Raw genomic sequence first — 18,155 nt, forward strand, 5'->3', positions numbered from 1 at the left:
TCCATATCAAAGACAGGTTTAACTAAGCTATCTGTTTGGCTGCTTTGCTTAGGATGATCTCAGTGTTTTTTTGTTTTGCTGGCCTTAGTTTCGATAAAATGCCATTTAAGTAAAAAAACATTTTACTGATCGCCCGTTTTAGGGGATAAACAGCCCAAATTTATTATTCAGGAGCGGTGATGAGCCAACTCTTACTGGGAACGCAGAGCCTTGAACTTGAGCGTTTCCCGCCACAAGAAAATTCCAATACCCTACAGGCGTGGGAAGCAGCAGATGAATATCTGCTACAAAACATTGACTTAAGCCAAATCGATGGTCGCCCGGTGCTGGTATTTAACGATCAGTTTGGTACGCTGGCCTGTGCCTTACATGCGCATCGACCATTCAGTGTCAGTGACTCTTATATGAGCCAACTGGCCACGGCGCATAATTTGCGTTTAAACCATCTGGACGAAGAAGCCGTCACATTGCTGAGCAGCATTGATGCTTTGCCCGAGGCCCCTAAGCTGGTGGTGATTAAGATCCCTAAAGCCCTGGCGCTGCTGGAGCAGCAATTGCGTGCTTTGCGCCAGGTGGTTGCGCCGGATACGGTGATTATTGCCGGTGCAAAATCTCGTGACGTGCATAACTCGACCCTGCAACTGTTTGAAACCATCCTCGGGCCGACTAAAACGACGCTGGCCTGGAAGAAAGCGCGGTTGATCCACTGTGAGGTGGCTGATCTGCCGCTGACAGAAGTCCCAGCAACCACGGACTGGCCGCTGGCGAATACCGAGTATGTTATCCATAATCACGCGAACGTTTTCTCGCGCAATAATCTGGATATCGGCGCGCGCTTCTTTATGGAGATCCTGCCGTATGATGTGAGCGGTAAAATCGCGGATCTTGGCTGTGGCAATGGGGTGGTTGGCTTGATCGCACTGGAGCAAAATCCGCTGGCAGAGATGCTGTTTGTGGATGAGTCCTATATGGCGGTGGCCTCCAGTGAGCTGAATATCACCTATAACCGGCCACAAGACTTGTCGCGCTGTGAGTTTATGGTGAGCCATGGGCTGGCGGGTGTTGAACGTGAGAGTCTGCAATTGGTGCTGTGCAATCCCCCTTTCCATCAGCAGCACGCGGTTAGCGACCATGTTGCGTGGCAGATGTTTTGTGATGCTAAGCGCTGCCTGAAAGTGGGCGGTGAGCTGATGATTGTCGGGAATCGCCATCTGGACTACTTCCACAAACTTAAGCGTTTGTTTGGTAACTGCGAAACTCTGGACTCCAATCAGAAGTTTATGGTGCTGAAGGCAGTGAAAACAGCCTCATCCCGCTCAGAGGGCGGTGGTTCCGGGAGTTTGGATATGTCGTATAGCGATTTCTAAATTCCCAGCATACCCTGCGTCCTTGAAGCCGCAGGGGTGTTAGCGGCGCGCACTTACCCGAATCACTTACTGATGTAAGCTCATCGGGATGCATTTGCTTGCTGCCTACCTGCGACTCCAATGACTTTGGGTATTTTCCTGTTGCTTGAAGCCGCAGGGGTGTTAGTTACGCGCACTTACCCGAATCACTTACTGATGTAAGCTCATCGGGATGCGTTTGCTTGCTGCCTACCTGCGACTCCAATGACTTTGGGTATTTTCCTGTTGCTTGAAGCCGCAGGGGTGTTAGTTACGCGCACTTACCCGAATCACTTACTGATGTAAGCTCATCGGGATGCATTTGCTTGCTGCCTACCTGCGACTCCAATGACTTCGGGTATTTTCCTGTTGCTTGAAGCCGCAGGGGTGTTAGCGGCGCGCACTTACCCGAATCACTGATTTGAATCAGCGATTCGGGATTCGTTTTACTGACAGCTAGAAGTGGTATTTTATCCCTGCCAATGCATTGGTATTTTTATCGTTATACCGGCCCATTTGGTGATCTAGGGTCGCCCAGATATTCAGCTGCTGGCCAATATTACTCTCTACGCCAATTTTGAATTCTGTGCTGTTGGTGCTTTTACTCTCAATACGTTGTCCTGAAATGATTGCTCCAGTATTTTTATTTTGGCGCAGCCAGTTCACGGCAATAAAAGGCATGAATTGGCTATCCTGACTATTTATAGTTTGCAGATAAGTTTTGGCACCAATACGTGTGACCATGTGACCTTTATTATCATCACTGATTAATTCGTTGTAGGCTGTTTTATGGGTCTGTGCTCGGATCCCCTGCAGAGTAATTTGTGCATTGGGCTGAATGAAATAACCCAATTGGCTTGTCTCTGCTATTTTAAAGGTATAGCCACTCTCAATTGAGGTAGTGAAACCAGATGACTTATATTTGTCTTCCGCCTGCTCCTGGCCATTTACGGTATTGTTAAACCAGCTATATTGCGCCAGGGTATCAATATAGAAGCCAGTATTATCTTTTTGCTCAGGTAACCAGGTTGCATAGACACCAAGGTTATAGCCGTTGACGGCACCATTGGAGTAATACCCTGTTACTTTAGAATGGCTGTGGTTTGTCGCTTTACCTAACCCAGCTAGCACACCAAGACGTCCGCTCCCCTCTTGAATAACATCCATCCCGAGCTGGACTGAGTAATATTTCCCGTTGATATCTAATTGATCGACGGCGTGACCAAAATTATTTCGCCCCCCTTGGGTGCGTATCCACATACTGGAGGTGCGCCATTGTCCATTCGCATCTTTATAGTGATAACTGCCTGAGCGATCGTCTAAACGGGTATTGAACAAGTTTCTTGCCATGACAATATTGGCAATATAGCTGCCATTTTCAGGGGCATAAACTTGTGGCTGGCTTGGTGATGATGTTGCTGCTGCTGCTGCTGCTGCTGGTGCTGGTGCTGCTGCTGGTGCTACTGCTGGTGGTGCTGCTGGTGGTGCTGCTACTGGTGCTGCTGGTACTGCTGGTGCTGCTGGTGCTGCTGGTGCTGCTGGTGCTGCTGGTACTGCTGGTACTGCTGGTGCTGCTGGTGCTGCTGGTGCTGCTGGTGCTGCTGGTGCTGCTGGTGCTGCTGGTGCTGCTGGTGCTGCTGGTGCTGCTGGTGCTGCTGGTGCTGCTGGTACTGCTGGTACTGCAGCGTTATCTAATTTAGCGTCATTTTCTTTATCTAGATTAACGGGGTCTGTCTTATCAGCATCAGCATTTGAGGTTTGGGCAATGGTATTTGTATTAGTTGGTTGGTTTTTTTCTTCAAACAAAGGTGGTTGAGCTGTTTCTGAGGTCTCATTATAGTCGTCTATAGCTTTGAGTGCCCCATTGACAAAAAAGTTGAGTAGCTCAGAAGGTTTCTTAGCGGGCGGATTATTGTTTGGTTCAGCATCCGTTGGTTTGTTATTATCCACGGCGTAATCAGCTAATTTACTGTGCAGATACCAATTTTTGTGAAGATTATCTTCGCCTCGGCCTAGTTTATATTCAAAAGCACCCGCTTTAATACGGCCCGATTGAATAAACTCACCATTTGAATTGCCGAGCACTTGGATTAAAAGGATACCTAAATTGGTTTTATCCCCAGCACCCCTAATATTATTGACTTTGACATTGGTTTTTCCAGAGGTATTTCCGCTAACCATCATGCGGTCAGTTGGTGAGTCATCATCGCCTAATTGTGTATTAAATTCCAATAGACTTTGGTTGTCAGCATTATAATTCCCATGAATGGTTAATATATTTCCTGGCTTGTTATTATGACTAAGATTAACTATTCCACGTGATGATAAATTCAAATTATGAATAGAGGATGCTCCAGTCATGTCCCACTGGCTATTATTAAGAATAGAAACATTAATGCCCCCCTGTATAACTGTTCGTAGATAAGATTTATTATCAGAACCGGTTTCGCCAATCCAGAGTTCTGTTGCTTCTGGGTTCGGAGCGTTACTTCTAATTGGACTGTTATGAAAAGTGGCCTCTTTTATTTGAAGAGTGCTACCATCCATTAAAAATGTGTCCCCTGAGTAGTCATAATCAGCGTCATCAGGATCGTTGATATTCCGGCCAATTAAGATTAGTTCTGTGTTATCTGGATTGATGCCTGATGGGTCTTTCTGTATTGTTATTTTTCCATCACCTTTTATTCCAGCTGCTATTTTCATACTGTTTGAGAAAATAATTTCCCCATTATTTATTAAGTCAAATTCATCATCATCATTATCATTAGCCTCAATTTCTAATTTAGAACCAGGGAGGAAGTAAGTTCGACCTTCCAGTTGCACTGAACCACTTAATGTTAATATGCCTTCTATCGTGGAGTTGCTCAGCATTGAAGATTGTGTCCCTATAGAAATTTTTCCTCCGGGCTTAACGATAGTATTGTCAGCAGTGGCTCCAGTAGAAAGGAAAAGTGAGCCACCACTTTCGATTTGCGTATCGAAAGCTGATGGCATGTGACCTGATAAAAATAACTCACTTTTGTCGTGGACTGTTGTACTATAAGCTTTAGCCTTTCCAGATATATGAAGGGTACCATGATGAATTACCATATTATCGACCCTTTGATCACCGGTAATCTCTAACCTTGCATATTCTTCATCTGTACCTATTGTTTGATCATAGGTGGGTTTATCTTCAGGTGCGGCTATTGCATGAGCACTACCAAAAACAAACAGTGCTGTAGCAATGAAAGTAGCAAGAGGACTCTTGTTTTTTCTTAAAATCGAGTTTTCTTGGATATAATTTACATTCATCGGAGATATTTTTCGCGTATTAATTCTATTTTTCATAATTAATATAACTGTCCATGTAATTGAGTTGATAATAAGCAATCTTTTTATATTAGAGATTGCTATTATTTATTCAGCTGTAGTTGAGTGGCTACACGCGATTGTGTTAGGTTTGGGAAAGGGGATTCAAGGAGGTTAATTTATTATATTTCGATTGGTGAGTTCAGTTTTTTATTCTTATAAAAATTATTTTTTATTATTTTTCTCGGCTGTTTTTTTATTTGCCACTCATATATTCACGAGTGTTATTAATAATATTTGGTGCTATTTTTAGCATGATTAAATAATGGATATTCATTATTTTGCGGTGTGATGAAAATGGCCTTATGCGGCTAAGAAGGAGGACGTTGATATGTCGTACAGTGATTATTCTGCGCAGTTGAAGTTACAGGGGTGGGGCTACCACCCGCTGCTTATTATTCATCTGCACAATTCAAATCGCCAACGCCAGGCGAGTTCCTTGATCAATCGCCCGGCGGGCATCCAGCTCGGCGGCGACATCTGCGCCACCAATCAAATGCACGGTTTTGCCCATATCCAGCAAGGGTTGATGCAGTTCGCGACGTGGCTCCTGACCGGCGCAGATAATGATGGTATCGACGGGCAGGCAGCTGCTCTGTTCGGCGCGGGTAATATGCAAACCTTCATCATCAATGTGGTCGTAGCTGACACTGTTGAGCATCTTCACGCCGCGCATCGCCAGAGTGGTACGGTGGATCCAGCCGGTTGTTCTGCCCAAACCTTCGCCCACTTTGCTGGTTTTTCGCTGTAACAGGAAGATCTGCCGTGGCGAGGGTTCCACTTTGGCCCCTGCTGGCGCTAAGCCGCCGCGATGGGCGAGCTGCTGATCGATCCCCCATTCATGGCTGAAGGCGGTGCTATCCAAACTGCTGGAGCTGCCGGATTGACTGAGGTATTCCGCAGTATCAAAACCGATTCCACCAGCACCGATAATGGCAATTCGCTCCCCGACCGGCTTTTTATCACGTAAGACGTCCAGATAGGTCAGCACTTTTGGATGGTCGATACCCTTGATGGCCGGTAAGCGCGGCTGAATACCACAGGCGAGAATAATTTCATCAAAATCAGCCAGATGCTGTGGTTGCACTGGCGTATTCAACTGCTGAGTGACCCCATGAAGCACCAATTGGCGGCGGAAATAGCGCAGGGTTTCGTCGAACTCCTCTTTGCCGGGGATCTGGCGGGCAATATTGAACTGGCCGCCGATATCTGCTGCGGCTTCAAAGAGTGTCACCTGATGGCCACGGCTGGCGGCAGTCACCGCAAAGGCTAATCCGGCTGGACCAGAGCCAACCACGGCTAAGCGTTTTGGCGCTTGCGTTGGCAATATGGGCATTTCAGTCTCACGGCAGGCGCGCGGGTTGACCAGACATGAGGTCAGTTTTCCGTCGAAAATCTGATCTAAGCAGGCCTGATTGCAGCCGATGCAGGTGTTAATTTCATCCGCCCGATCCTGCGCGGCCTTTTGGACAAAAGCGGCGTCGGCTAAGAATGGACGTGCCATCGAGACCATATCCGCACAGCCATCAACCAGCACTTGTTCAGCCACTGCGGGGTCGTTAATTCGGTTAGTGGTGATCAATGGAATGCGCACTTTGCCCATCAATTTGCGGGTCACCCAGCTGAATCCGGCCCGTGGCACCATGGTGGCGATGGTAGGAATGCGCGCTTCATGCCAACCAATCCCGGTGTTAATTAGGGTGGCTCCGGCTTGTTCAACCGCCAGTGCCAGCTGTTCGATCTCACTCCAACTGGAGCCATCTTCCACCAGATCGAGCATTGATAGGCGGTAAATCAGGATAAAATCAGGCCCGGTTGCCTGACGAACGGCCCGCACAATTTCGACGGCAAACCGCATTCTGCGGGTAAAATCGCCACCCCATTCATCATCGCGATGATTGGTTCTGGCGGTGAGGAACTGATTGATGAGATAGCCCTCAGACCCCATCACCTCGACACCGTCGTAACCGGCTTGTTTGGCCAGTTGGGCGCAGTGGGCGAAGTCAGCAATAGTTTGCAGCACCTCATCATGGCTCAAAGCTTGTGGTGCAAAGGGGTTAATGGGCGCTTGCAGTGGAGAGGGGGCTACGGGTTGCTTCTGATAGCTATAACGACCCGCATGGAGAATCTGTAGCGCGATTTTGCCGCCTGCCTGATGCACGGCATCGGTCACGATTTGGTGGTGGGGGAGTTGTGCGGGGTCATTCAGCACTGATGCGCCCTGATAGACCACCCCTTTTTTATTGGGCGCGATGCCGCCAGTGACAATCAGGCCAACGCCGCCGGCCGCCCGTTCAGCATAAAACGCCGCCAGACGTTGTGGGCCATCGGCTAACTCTTCCAGTCCGGTATGCATTGACCCCATTAATACGCGATTTTTCAAGGTGGTGAAGCCCAGATCCAGGGGGGCGAGCAGGTGAGGGTAAGCTAACATTGCAGTCTCCATCGGGTGTACTTCTGGCTCTATCAATCAGCTCAATATAGCCAAACCGTTATTGTTATTTCTCGCCGCCCTGACCGGATTGGGTAAGTGGTCGGATGAGATTTTTTATTCAAATTTAGACGGTGGCGTACAGCTTGGGAAATTTCGATGCGCTGATTGTGATAGCGGTCATGAATATGACGTTGGAAGAGGGTATCCCAGATCAGGATACCGCACAGAGGAGGGGGCTAGGCGTCGCGTTTATAGAGGCTCGCAACCATAAAGCAGCTAAATGAACTGAACAGCATCTCAATCCCGACCAAGGTGGTGACCATGGTGATCGACATCAATGGCCCGGCGCTGACCAATAGATAGGTAATCACCAGATCCAACACCCCTAGCAAGATCTGTAACCATGCGCCCGGCATTTTCCATGTTTTAAAACCGGTGATTAGCCGCATTACCCCACCAAAGGCAAAGAGCACGGCCAGTACCACCGCCAGACTTATCATGCCGATTGCTGGATTTGTGACAAATACATAACCCATAACAATGTATGCCACGCCGAGCAAAATACCGGTCACCATCGGCCAGAGGTCATGGGCGCGGCGGTTGGTCACCATTCCGACAATCAGGGCGATACCACTGAGTAGTAGCAGAATACCAATGATCTTGCTCAGCACCACGCCGGAGGCTAATGGGTTAATCAGGCAGAATATCCCGCCTAAGAGCAGTAGCACGGCAATGATCCGCATGATCAATCGCTGTTTTTTTAATGCACTTTCATCAAGATTCATGAGGTATTTTCGATCAATATTAAGCATGACTCTCACTCCTGTATGATCTGAATTAAATTATTGATGGCTGTGATAAGTATAAGCCTATCATTTGATGCATAAATAAAATTAATCATATCAATGGAATTCCTACGTGGAATGTTTCCTTTACAAGATATGTAGCCTGACTCTTTTTAAGGCTTGATGTCGCCAAATAGGGAGTGAATCAGCAGTTGTAGTGCCTTGCGTTGTTTATCATCAATATCCTCGTAGCAGGGGCGGCTCTCATTGGCGCGGTGTAATAGTGCGACCAGCCAGTCATAGATATATATTGCATTGACCGCCGTGGTTGGTGCGCCAAGAGAGGTCAAGCGGTTGTCTGCACTCGCCTGAGGCGGCGGGGCAAAGATCGCTGATTCTTTACTTATCCGGCTTATTGGGCGATCGGCTAATGGCGTCTGGCTATATCCCAGCCAGCCAACAAAGTCGTTTATGACATTTGCGGCACGGGTAATGGCGATGGCGGCATCACTCTCATTTTGTGCCAGTGCCTTTGCCAAGGTCAGTTGAAGTTTCAGCCGATTGCCTGTGGAGATAAGAATGTCACACAGTGTTTGACGTTGGGCTGAGTCCAGTCCCCATGACGGTAGGGTGGTCTGGCGATGCGCCCACTGGCGCAAATGGCCGACCCATAGCGCATACACTTGTGAGGCGAAGTCGCAATTTTTGCTGATTGACGGCGTCAGCGGGGCCAGATCGTCATCCGCAAACAGATCGATTTTTAGCTCAAGATCTTTAGGTTTGTTGAAGACCTTCTGGTGGTATTGCAACCAGCACTGATGAATACTCTCTCGGGGGAGGCTGAGTTGGTCAATAAGTTCACCGTGCTGGGCCGCTTGAGTTTGCAGTGTACGAATGAGATCTTCGGCTTGTTGCTGATGGTTCGCCGCGCTGATGTCACTGCTTAAATAAAGACGCTGAAATTGCTGGGCAACCTGCTCTGTTAGGGTGCGCTGGAGCGCGCTCTGCCGATGCTGACGGCATGATGTATTTAATGCTACAGCCAGCCACTCCTGTAAGCTCGCCATGTTACGCTTATCCACGGCCTGCAATGTCCCCCAGCGGATACCAAGCGCGGTAATCGCCTGCTGAACGGCCTTATCATAAGGTTTACCTTGGGTAAAACGCATGTCGAATGGCGTGATGGCCCAGATCAGTCGAGGCAGACTGTTTTGGCTCTGCGGCTGGGTGTGTTGAACCCACTGTGCCAAACTCTTCGCCATCGGCGAGACATGTTGAGCATCCATCGCGGCATCACAGATCAACAAGGTGTCCGGTTGTAGGCGCTCTTGATAGTCACTTAATTGGTGTGTTGGGATATCCACCAGTTCGACACCAGCGAGTGCAGATGGGTGGCTGAGTGTGAATGTGATTTCAGCACAAACACGCGCCAGTTCCTGCTCGGTGATGCTTTGGTATGTGGGTGCGGCTGCATTTTTACGCAAGCAAACAATAACATCAACCTCTTGCACCGATTGCTCTGACGAAATCGGGAGCAGGAATCCTTCGCGGGGAAGGAGGAAGCCATCAACAACCAAACTGGCTGGTGCTAAAACGTGAGAGAGGTTTCCCAACTGTTTGAGTGTTTGAGCTTGTTGCCGCCATTGGGATGTTAGCGCTGCATTCCCTCCCCATAATAGTGACAGTAATTCCGCGCGGTCAGTGAGACTCAACCAAGGTGCCAATTCTGCCATCTGGTACTGAAGCCCATCATCCAGTTGATATGGCTGGCGAATATTCTGCTGATAACAGTGCATTATTGATGAGAACTGTTCGCTGGTCATGCCGGCATTCGGCTCTGGCTGACGTCGTGCTTGTAGCTTGGCTAAGGTAGCCGTAATAACACTGCTGGATCGCGGCTGGGAGGGGTGACCCGGCGGATGTTGGCGTATCAGCCGTTGTGCTAACTCACTTTCACTGAACAAGGTCAGTAACAGCGGGTAATTCTCTACCACGGGTTGCTGCGCATCGGTGAAACGCACCGCCATTGAGGTTGGCCCATGACCGGGGTTGATGTGTGTCAGGTAGTTAAGTGTGTTTTCACCCAACTGAACATACAGCTCATCTCGCCCCTCAGTGATGATCATTTTGAGTAAATGATGCTTGCCTTCAATGGCGTTGCCATACAAGCCAAGGGTCATTGGCGTGTGGCTTAGCGCGCTAATTTTTTGCTGACGATGGCACCAATGAGTGAGTCGTGCCAGCAGCCCGTCCGCTTCAAGATGCAGCTGTGGAGAGTGCTCACGGGTACGTTGTAACCAGTTCGTCAGATGAGTTAGCATCGGGTCAGATGGATTCATTTTGAGTAGACACTCCCGCTATCGATCCAGTAGTGATTTGCTCCGCTATAGCTGTTGGCAAGGGTATTTAGTTTTAATTTCAGGGCCGTGAGTGGGACGGGGCTACCATCCTGCATTTTGGCTTCCACCAGTGAAAAGTCGGCACTATGTGGGTCATATTGCAGCCGGACATACAATACGCCATCGCCAGCAATGCGCTTAGCTAACTCGGGAGTGGTTATTTTCAGTATATACAGTGGCGTCGCTGGCCAGTGTGCATCCGCCAACTGGCGGAAGCCCAAATAGGTATCTCCCCTCAGTGGGAAGCAAAGCTGGCTATCCAGATGCGCGTCGGGGTTATCCAGGTCAATATCGGCATACCAGACATTCTCCTCATGCAAATTATGACTGCCATCAAGCACGCCGAGATAACGAATGGTGGAATAGGCTTGGATATCTGCCGCTTTAAAATTGAAACCGGGCAGACGCAAGTCGATCGCCAGCCGGTATAACATGGCGCCCAGGGCTGCGGTTGATTTCGGGTTCGCAACACAGCCATGACGACCAAAAGGAAATTGTCGGTGAATGGGATAACCCCCTAACCAGACAATACGACTGATGGGGACGGGTTGCAGGTAGCGCAACAGTGCCTGAACACCTGGTAGGCAAGCGGGGTGCCCCGTGACAAGCAGTACATCACAACAGTAATGGCGGATGATTTCGCCGAGTGACTGTAGGGGGGCGGTGAGGCTAAATCGCCCCGTCAACAGTGCTTCTTTGAGGGTCGCCAGCGCTATTTGCAAGGGTGTATTCAGTACGTCAAACGGGAGAGCTTCTACGGGTAATAAAGGCTGAATTAGCTGATGAATATAATTTATTACGTTCGCTGTGGGTGGCTGGCTTAGTAGCTCACCAAATGTGCCCTCCAACTGGGCGTAAGGATCCAGTGGGTCACTCTTTTCCCAGCTTGCCAGAATGGCATGGCCGAGCGGAATAAACAGCTGCAAGGTGGTCTGCTGGCGCAGTGTGGCCCGGTTGTCATCAAGATCCACGTCACCGAATAATTTTGCCATGATGCTTTCGACATCCGCAATGCCAGCATCAAGCAACACTTGTTGTAGGGCAGGCAGAACACAATACTGGATGACATCCAGCAGAAGGTCGTCCCCTGCAATTTTAAATCCCTCTCTGAACAGCAAACGTGGGGTGATTTTTATATTGCTGCCAATGCCGTCATCTAACTGATATTGCGTAATCGCCATGTCGGTGGTGCCGCCACCAATATCAATAGAGGCCACGCGCAGAGTGCTACCGAAGGCGGTATTTGGTGGCGTCAGGCGTTCGGGGCGCGCCAAACTCTGGAAGAGGGTTCGGGCGTGTCCGGCATAATTATTCATTGTTTCATTATAGAGCCAGACCAGCTGGCCACAGGTCGCTTCGTCCCACTCCATATGCACCTCTGGCAGTGGTAAGGTGTCTATCCCCTCTTCATCCGATTGCCATCCAAGGGCTTTCCAGACCAACTGTGTAGCTTCTTTCACCCGAAGCCGAAAAATTTCACGCTCTTGTTTTGGCATCGCGGAGGGCAGGGTAAGGATCAGGCTACGCAGGCGACGGGGAGCATGTATTAGCCCCATGTTTTGCCGATGACTGACACTGTTGATTTGCACCAATGCCTGAGTGATGACCTCACATAACATCATGGTCATTAGAGAGCTGCGACTATAATTGGATGAAAATACGGGCAACCGCTCCTCTGGTGGCAGGCTATGCAAAGGTTGGCCATCATCATTCATCAAATTCATGAGTGGAAGTGCAATCGCGCGCGGCTCACTCTGTTTTTTGCCACTGAACTGGCTGAAACGCCAGGCTTGAGGTGCGGGCATATCATCCCAGAGATAACGCCGTGGACTTGAGATCCCGCTAATGCCATCAGTGCCTTTCCGCTGCATCGCCAGGCGACCAGCTTCATCCCCAACCCGAACAATCGAGGGCCAGATAAAGGCATCTTCACGGCCACTCTCCATTGAGAAATGATGTTTACCAAACTTTGCCTCATTGAACTCCAGACGGCTGGTGAACAGGGGGGCGCTGATAAGTTGGGGATCGCCCAGTGAACGGATGTGTAGTTCTGAACTTTGCTGTAACCCGGCATTCTTTTCGCCATGATCTTCAAGTAATACGCCACAAGTATGGCTATTACCCACATCAAGTATCAGATCAACCGGAACCATGGGCGAGTTCAGTGTCTGTGTCACTATTTGCACGTCAGGTACAGCGACTTGGGTGCCGAGCATTTCCAGAATATTGAGGAAATGTGCCTGATATTCAAATGCTTTCATTGCACTATTGATATCGCGCTCCCCATTTTCGTCTTGGCGGGTGGCGTAATAGTGGACAAAGACCTCACGAAGCCAGCCATCTACCCATGTTTGATCAAGAAACTCATTGATTTCATTATTATGCCAGGCGAGGACAAAACGAGTGCCATTACGGACATCTGCTCGCGTGGGCATCAATTGGGCGCTGGCATCATCCTCAGCATGCACTTTGGTATCAAAAGCAATGCAGATACGTAAGGTATTACCGGCGGGATCGGGTTTTTGCAGGCGCTTAATATGAACGCGTGCCCAGTTCTCCGGACTGCTGCTCAGGCTCCGTGCGGAACTAAAACGCATAAAAGGCAGCGGCAGCCAGAGACTATCCAACACCCGCAGAGAGTCTTCGAGTGAAATCGTACTTTCTGGCTTGAGGATCTCCGGCTCACTGCCATTCTCACCCGGCAGGGTGAATTTGCCTGATTGGGTCTCATAGCTGAGTCGCAGTAGCGGGCCGTTAACACTTTGGCGAACAAAACGGCCGCTATGGGGGTTGTCCATCACAGGAGTAATACCAAAATCCAGGAACTGGATACCGCTGTTTTTGACCAGAGTGACACTCGATGGGTAATCGATAAGGTTTATCAACATGGGTTATTTACTCACTTTAATAAACGTGATTGGAACAACGGTGTCACCCGCATAGCTCCCCGTGCACTGCGCCACACCGGAGAGGGGCTGTGTGCAAATAATATCGGGAATGGGGTAGCGGCTGCCGTCGCTGCATTTGGCTTGGCCGCGACTCTTGATACTGAGATTGCCCGATGGCATCAAGCCTAATTGGATGTCTGATTTACAGGTGACGTTGTCGCCATGCATTGTCCGAACGGTGCCGCTATTATTATTTATCTGATAGCGCAGGCTCGGCGGCTTGCCGGTGAGGGGATCTTTGACATCAATAGTGGCTCGCCAGGCACCATTTAGAAATTTGGTTGACCCGGCTTTAACCGCCTCCGCAGGAAGCACCAGTGCATTTTTGGCCGGTTTGCTCTGTTCTCTCTCCGGCGTGTTGACCGGTGGCTTTACCACAACAGGGGGCGGGACGACCTGGGCCGGTTGTAATGGCAGGGTATTAGTTAATTGGATCATTGGGACTATTGGCGCTTCGATTGTAGGTATAAACGCGTCGGGCGACTCACTTTGGGTGAACAGCGATGGAAATACCGCGGCCAGATACGAGTAGGCCAATGGCGCGATGACAAAAAGTGAGACTAGCGCAATGATTTTTGGCATCAAACGTGGCCGGAGTGCGCGTGATTTTTCCGGTGATGATTCTGACGCACTCGGGGGGATCGGTTTTGCTACCACTGTTGCAACGACGGGAGATAAAAGAGGCATTTCTGGCTGGCTCAATGTGACTCGAGTTGGCTCAGGATCTGCCAGATACTCCTCATCCTCATCCTCATCCTCATCCGCTTCTTCCACTACGGTTGTTGCCAAAGATGGCTTGACGGGATCGGCTATTTCTACATCTGGCAGCTCGGATAGCGACAAGCACTCAAGCACATCCTCCCGTGCGGAGTCGCCCAAATTCACAAATCCCCAGAAGGTAATGACGGGCTTATCTGCAACCAGATAAATATATTGGCTGGCAGGAAATTGGAGTGCTTTGGTCATCAAGGAACCGAATAACTGTACTGCGGTTTTCTCGGCGTGTAGGCAGCGCTGACTTATCGTTGAAGAGGTGGCCAGGCAGTTTTCCAAATAACGCAGCGCATGTTGACGCTGGTCTTGACTCGCTGATGCCCAAGGTGTGATAGCGCCCTCAAATGGGGCATACCAGTCGACTTTTTCTTCAGCATCATTGAGCTGGGGAATAGCCAAACAATCCAGCACTATTTTTTGTTTTCGCAGACGCAATGTTTCGCGTATTTGTAACGCCGAATCAAATATGGTCTGCCCATTCTCACCCAGCGCAGTGAGTTCATTTAGATAACCACTACGCAATATTATTTTTGCCACTTCATCAACCTTGCCTGTTAGGCATATTCGCTAATCAATTCTGCACAGTCTATTTTAACGCTTTAGTGGCAAAAAAAACGGCAAAGAGAAGGGGCGAGGAGCGGACAAAAGTGTCAGCTTATAAGCTGATTGATGCTGGAAAATAAACTTCCTTGTTAAAGGAAGTTTACATAGGGTGAAAATGCCAGACGAAGATATTTAGACACTGATGTTATAAACTTTTCCAGAAGAAGGCTGATTTGAATGTCCTTCAGAACCATATAATGATGAGCCTGTGCTTGCTTTATTAACAATGTTTTTCAGGTTATTGGCTTTTTGCATGTGTATATCGAGCAACACATAGACTTTTTTATTTAGCTCATCAGCGGCTTTAACTTTTTGGGTAATATTTTTCCAGTAGGATGAAAACCTTGCATTTTTAGGATAAGGCGCCGTGTGTTGTAACGTTATCTCCTGTTGCTTGCGCAGTTCATCATAATGGCTGATGGTAGACAATAATTGACTTTTACTGTCAGACACAATCTGCAGTGAAACAGGATTTATTTGTGGCCGTTTTAATTGATTCGCCTCTTCGATAAGAATTGCTTCCAGTTCCTCGAGGGAATCCTCCAATTTGAGTAGAATGGAGCGTAAATTTTCCATTTTCATTTTTTTATAATAGTTTGTTAGTGTTGAAATATATCTTGTACCAAGACATTAGCAATTTTGTCGCTGTCGAGAACAAGTTCACCTGCATCCATAGATGCCTGAATTTTAGCAAGGCGATCGTAATCAATATCGCGGGAGCTATCTGTCTGTATCTGATTGGTCAACTTACTCAATTTAACCTGTGTGCCGGAGTTTTCGTTGCTCACGATGGGTTGTGAACTCAGCTCTGCTGTTCTTGGGCGTAATTTTAAATCCTGCGGAGCATTCGCAGTGGTCATTGATAATGGTTGTTGTGCTCGATCTATACTCATCGTCATCCCCGGGAATTCGTTACTATTGCGACCTAGTGGTAGTGGTATGAATATAATATCGGTGGATATCAAAAAAACTAAAATTATTCTTTGAGGTCAATGTTCACTTTCCCCTCAGCGGTGACTGTACCGGTCATTATTTGTCCTGTTTTCGTAATAATTCGGAGTGTTCCTCCCAGCGCGGCGTTATCCAGTGCCTTGCCTCTTGACCGGATCCTAAACCCTGGTCCTGTTGCTATCATCTCGACTTCCTGCCCGGTCATAATAACCCGAGGTTGCCGTAACTGATTTTGAAGCACAGGCTGCCCACGATTAATGGAGCGGGTGGTTGTTAGACCAATAATATGCTCTTTGTTGAAGACTACCCCCTCTGGCAGGCGTGCCAGGGAGCCAGTTCGAGATTCAAGATCTTCTGGCTGGATGGTGACGCCTGGTTTAAGGGGATGGCTTGGCGTCCACCAAGTGCCTTGTGCATACACCGCTATCTGGATAAATTTTCGCTGGCCTTCACATTGTGCAATCACACTTTTGTTGCCAGTGAGACGAGTGTTATTACCTGCAAGTGAGAGTTCTGGGTTGGGGCACAGGGAGGTGAGTTGCTCGGGAGGAGTTAGGATTTTTATGGTTCGAGTAACGTCGGCGTCAGTGGCACTCCCGCGCTGAGAATTTAGCAGTGCTGCTATTTGTGTCTCCAGTGCGTTATCCGATGGCTGGGGGGCCGCCGTCGCATCAAACATCTTGAAACAGACAATAAGTGTTAATAATGTAATAAAGTGGCTACGTGAGGGAAGCATGGATTTTATAACCTTAATAATATGGATGTGGGCAAAAAGAGTTTATAATTGGTTTTGATAATAAAAATTATATGTCAGAAATTAAGTTTATTAACATGCTAAATACGCAAATTATTGGCGCCAATTCTCCCGATAGCGGTTATTAATGCCCTCTGAGTGAGTCATCCTTTTAATTAAGGTTACTTTTGTCATATCCTCGCAGTATAAAATTGAACCATTCAACCATAAAATGGCAGCGTTATTTTTCACTTAGTAGAGGTCAATTCTTTCATGATTGATAAACTTGATAACGCGTTTCGTTTTCAGCAAGATGCACTAAGGTTATTGACTCAGCGTCAGGACATTTTGGCCTCTAATATAGCTAATGTCGACACACCTGGGTATTTGGCGAGAGATATTGATTTTTCTCAACAATTAAAAACTGCAGTGGATCGCAGTGCGCCTGAAAAAGGCTCACTCTCCTTAGGACTCACCTCAGGTGCACATATTGCAGGTATGAAATCTAGGATGAATGATAGCCAATTACTTTATCGCATTCCGGACCAACCCAGTGCAGATGGCAATACTGTTGATATGGATCGTGAGCGAATTAATTTTGCTGATAATAGCATGAAATATCAGTCCAGCTTAACGATTCTCAGTACGCAAATTAAAAGCATGATGGCTGTCATCAATTAGGAATAATTATAGCGATGTCAACATTTAGCATCTTTGATATTTCGGGCTCAGCTATGGCAGCCCAATCGAAACGACTTAATGTCAGTGCCAGTAATATGGCCAATGCCGACAGTGCTGTCGGCCCTGATGGGCAACCTTATCGCGCGCGTCAGGTTGTTTTTCAGGTCAATAGTGCTCCAGGACAAGAAATTGGCGGGGTTCGGGTGAGTGATGTGATGGAGAGCAGTGATCCCGATCGGATGGTCTATGAACCAGGTAACCCATTGGCAGATGATAAAGGCTACGTGCGCATGCCAAATGTCAATGTCGTGAGTGAAATGGTGAATACCATTTCTGCCTCCCGAAGTTATCAGGCCAATGTAGAAGTTCTAAATACAGCTAAATCAATGATGTTAAAAACATTGACCTTGGGTCAGTAAGGAGCCAGAAATGGGTGTTTCATCAGTAATGAATTCCACTGATGTATCTGGAGGTACGGGGTCCAGCGGTGGTAACAGTATCGAGGATTTATCTAATAGTTTTATGACACTCCTCGTTGCACAAATGCAAAACCAAGATCCAACTAACCCAATGGATAATAACCAGCTGACCTCTCAATTGGCGCAATTTAATACCGCATCAGGGGTTCAACAGCTCAATAGTACCCTTAATAGCGTCGGTACTCTTGTGACCAGTATGCAGCAAATGAATGCTGCGGAGTGGGTCGGCCGTAATGTCTGGATTGAAGGCGAATCGGTTATTTCTTTTGCAGACGATGGCAATAAAGAATTTGCGTTCGCTGCGGATACCGATGTGGACAAAGTGACGGTGACGTTAACTGATTCGCAGGGTAATGCTTATTCTGCCGTCTTGGAAAATGTCAAAGCAGGTGTGAATAAATTCACTTTCGACGATTTGAGTAGCTTCCAACCCGCCGAACCACCAACTGATATTGCGGGTGGATATAAGGTTTCATTCTCAGCATCAAACAGTGACGGTAGTGTGCCAAATGTCTCTGCTTTGAAAAAAGCAAAAGTGGACGGTGTTTCATTTACCACTGCCGGCGCAGTATTGCAGTTGGGATTAAATGGGACGGCGACATTAGGCAACATTTATTTAATTGAGTGATCAG

At 48.1% G+C, this 18,155-nt stretch carries 13 protein-coding genes; 4 read left to right on the forward strand and 9 right to left on the reverse strand.

Features of this window, described 5'->3' with window-relative positions; genetic code table 11:
- Nucleotides 1-179: 179 nt before the first annotated feature.
- On the forward strand, nt 180-1,367 hold the full coding sequence (gene rlmG / locus FFE93_RS02680; RefSeq protein ID WP_138774742.1) for a 23S rRNA (guanine(1835)-N(2))-methyltransferase RlmG: 1,188 nt from the start codon (nt 180-182) through the stop codon (nt 1,365-1,367).
- 474 nt (nt 1,368-1,841) lie between these two features.
- Here the strand turns inward: rlmG and FFE93_RS02685 are convergent, their stop codons facing one another.
- From FFE93_RS02685 to flgA, 9 genes are all read right to left on the reverse strand, one after another.
- The gene (locus FFE93_RS02685; protein WP_145528838.1) at nt 1,842-4,715 is read right to left on the reverse strand and encodes an autotransporter outer membrane beta-barrel domain-containing protein; all 2,874 of its coding nucleotides are present in this window, start codon (nt 4,713-4,715) and stop codon (nt 1,842-1,844) included.
- Between the two features lie 433 nt (nt 4,716-5,148).
- Nucleotides 5,149-7,170 (reverse strand): NADPH-dependent 2,4-dienoyl-CoA reductase, encoded by a 2,022-nt coding sequence (locus tag FFE93_RS02690; RefSeq protein ID WP_138774744.1) that lies wholly within the window; start codon nt 7,168-7,170, stop codon nt 5,149-5,151.
- A 236-nt stretch (nt 7,171-7,406) separates the two neighbouring features.
- Complete coding sequence (locus tag FFE93_RS02695) at nt 7,407-7,982, reverse strand: HdeD family acid-resistance protein (RefSeq protein ID WP_032896441.1); 576 nt, start codon at nt 7,980-7,982, stop codon at nt 7,407-7,409.
- A gap of 146 nt (nt 7,983-8,128) precedes the next feature.
- On the reverse strand, nt 8,129-10,294 hold the full coding sequence (locus tag FFE93_RS02700) for a virulence factor SrfC family protein (RefSeq protein ID WP_138774745.1): 2,166 nt from the start codon (nt 10,292-10,294) through the stop codon (nt 8,129-8,131).
- Nucleotides 10,291-13,242, reverse strand: coding sequence for a virulence factor SrfB (locus tag FFE93_RS02705; RefSeq protein WP_138774746.1), 2,952 nt, complete (start codon nt 13,240-13,242; stop codon nt 10,291-10,293). The genes FFE93_RS02700 and FFE93_RS02705 overlap by 4 nt, the downstream gene beginning before the upstream one ends.
- 3 nt (nt 13,243-13,245) lie before the next feature.
- Nucleotides 13,246-14,613, reverse strand: a complete 1,368-nt coding sequence (locus FFE93_RS02710) for an SrfA family protein (RefSeq protein WP_138774747.1) — start codon at nt 14,611-14,613, stop codon at nt 13,246-13,248.
- A gap of 198 nt (nt 14,614-14,811) precedes the next feature.
- Nucleotides 14,812-15,255 (reverse strand): flagella synthesis protein FlgN, encoded by a 444-nt coding sequence (locus FFE93_RS02715; protein WP_032896544.1) that lies wholly within the window; start codon nt 15,253-15,255, stop codon nt 14,812-14,814.
- A 23-nt stretch (nt 15,256-15,278) separates the two neighbouring features.
- On the reverse strand, nt 15,279-15,572 hold the full coding sequence (locus FFE93_RS02720; protein ID WP_072188475.1) for a flagellar biosynthesis protein FlgM: 294 nt from the start codon (nt 15,570-15,572) through the stop codon (nt 15,279-15,281).
- Between the two features lie 83 nt (nt 15,573-15,655).
- Nucleotides 15,656-16,366 carry a flagellar basal body P-ring formation chaperone FlgA gene (flgA, locus tag FFE93_RS02725; RefSeq protein WP_005270935.1) on the reverse strand — a complete coding sequence of 237 codons (711 nt, stop codon included), beginning with the start codon at nt 16,364-16,366 and terminating at the stop codon, nt 15,656-15,658.
- A 270-nt stretch (nt 16,367-16,636) separates the two neighbouring features.
- On the opposite strand from flgA, the gene flgB reads away from it, so the two are divergent.
- From flgB to FFE93_RS02740, 3 genes are read left to right on the forward strand one after another with little or no spacing between them, the layout of a single operon-like run.
- Nucleotides 16,637-17,044 carry a flagellar basal body rod protein FlgB gene (gene flgB, locus FFE93_RS02730; protein ID WP_005270936.1) on the forward strand — a complete coding sequence of 136 codons (408 nt, stop codon included), beginning with the start codon at nt 16,637-16,639 and terminating at the stop codon, nt 17,042-17,044.
- Nucleotides 17,045-17,058: 14 nt separating this feature from the next.
- On the forward strand, nt 17,059-17,463 hold the full coding sequence (gene flgC, locus FFE93_RS02735; RefSeq protein WP_032896450.1) for a flagellar basal body rod protein FlgC: 405 nt from the start codon (nt 17,059-17,061) through the stop codon (nt 17,461-17,463).
- Nucleotides 17,464-17,473: 10 nt separating this feature from the next.
- Nucleotides 17,474-18,151 (forward strand): flagellar hook assembly protein FlgD, encoded by a 678-nt coding sequence (locus FFE93_RS02740; protein WP_054872737.1) that lies wholly within the window; start codon nt 17,474-17,476, stop codon nt 18,149-18,151.
- Nucleotides 18,152-18,155: the final 4 nt, after the last annotated feature.

The organism is Yersinia sp. KBS0713, from assembly GCF_005937895.2.
Lineage (GTDB): Bacteria > Pseudomonadota > Gammaproteobacteria > Enterobacterales > Enterobacteriaceae > Yersinia > Yersinia bercovieri.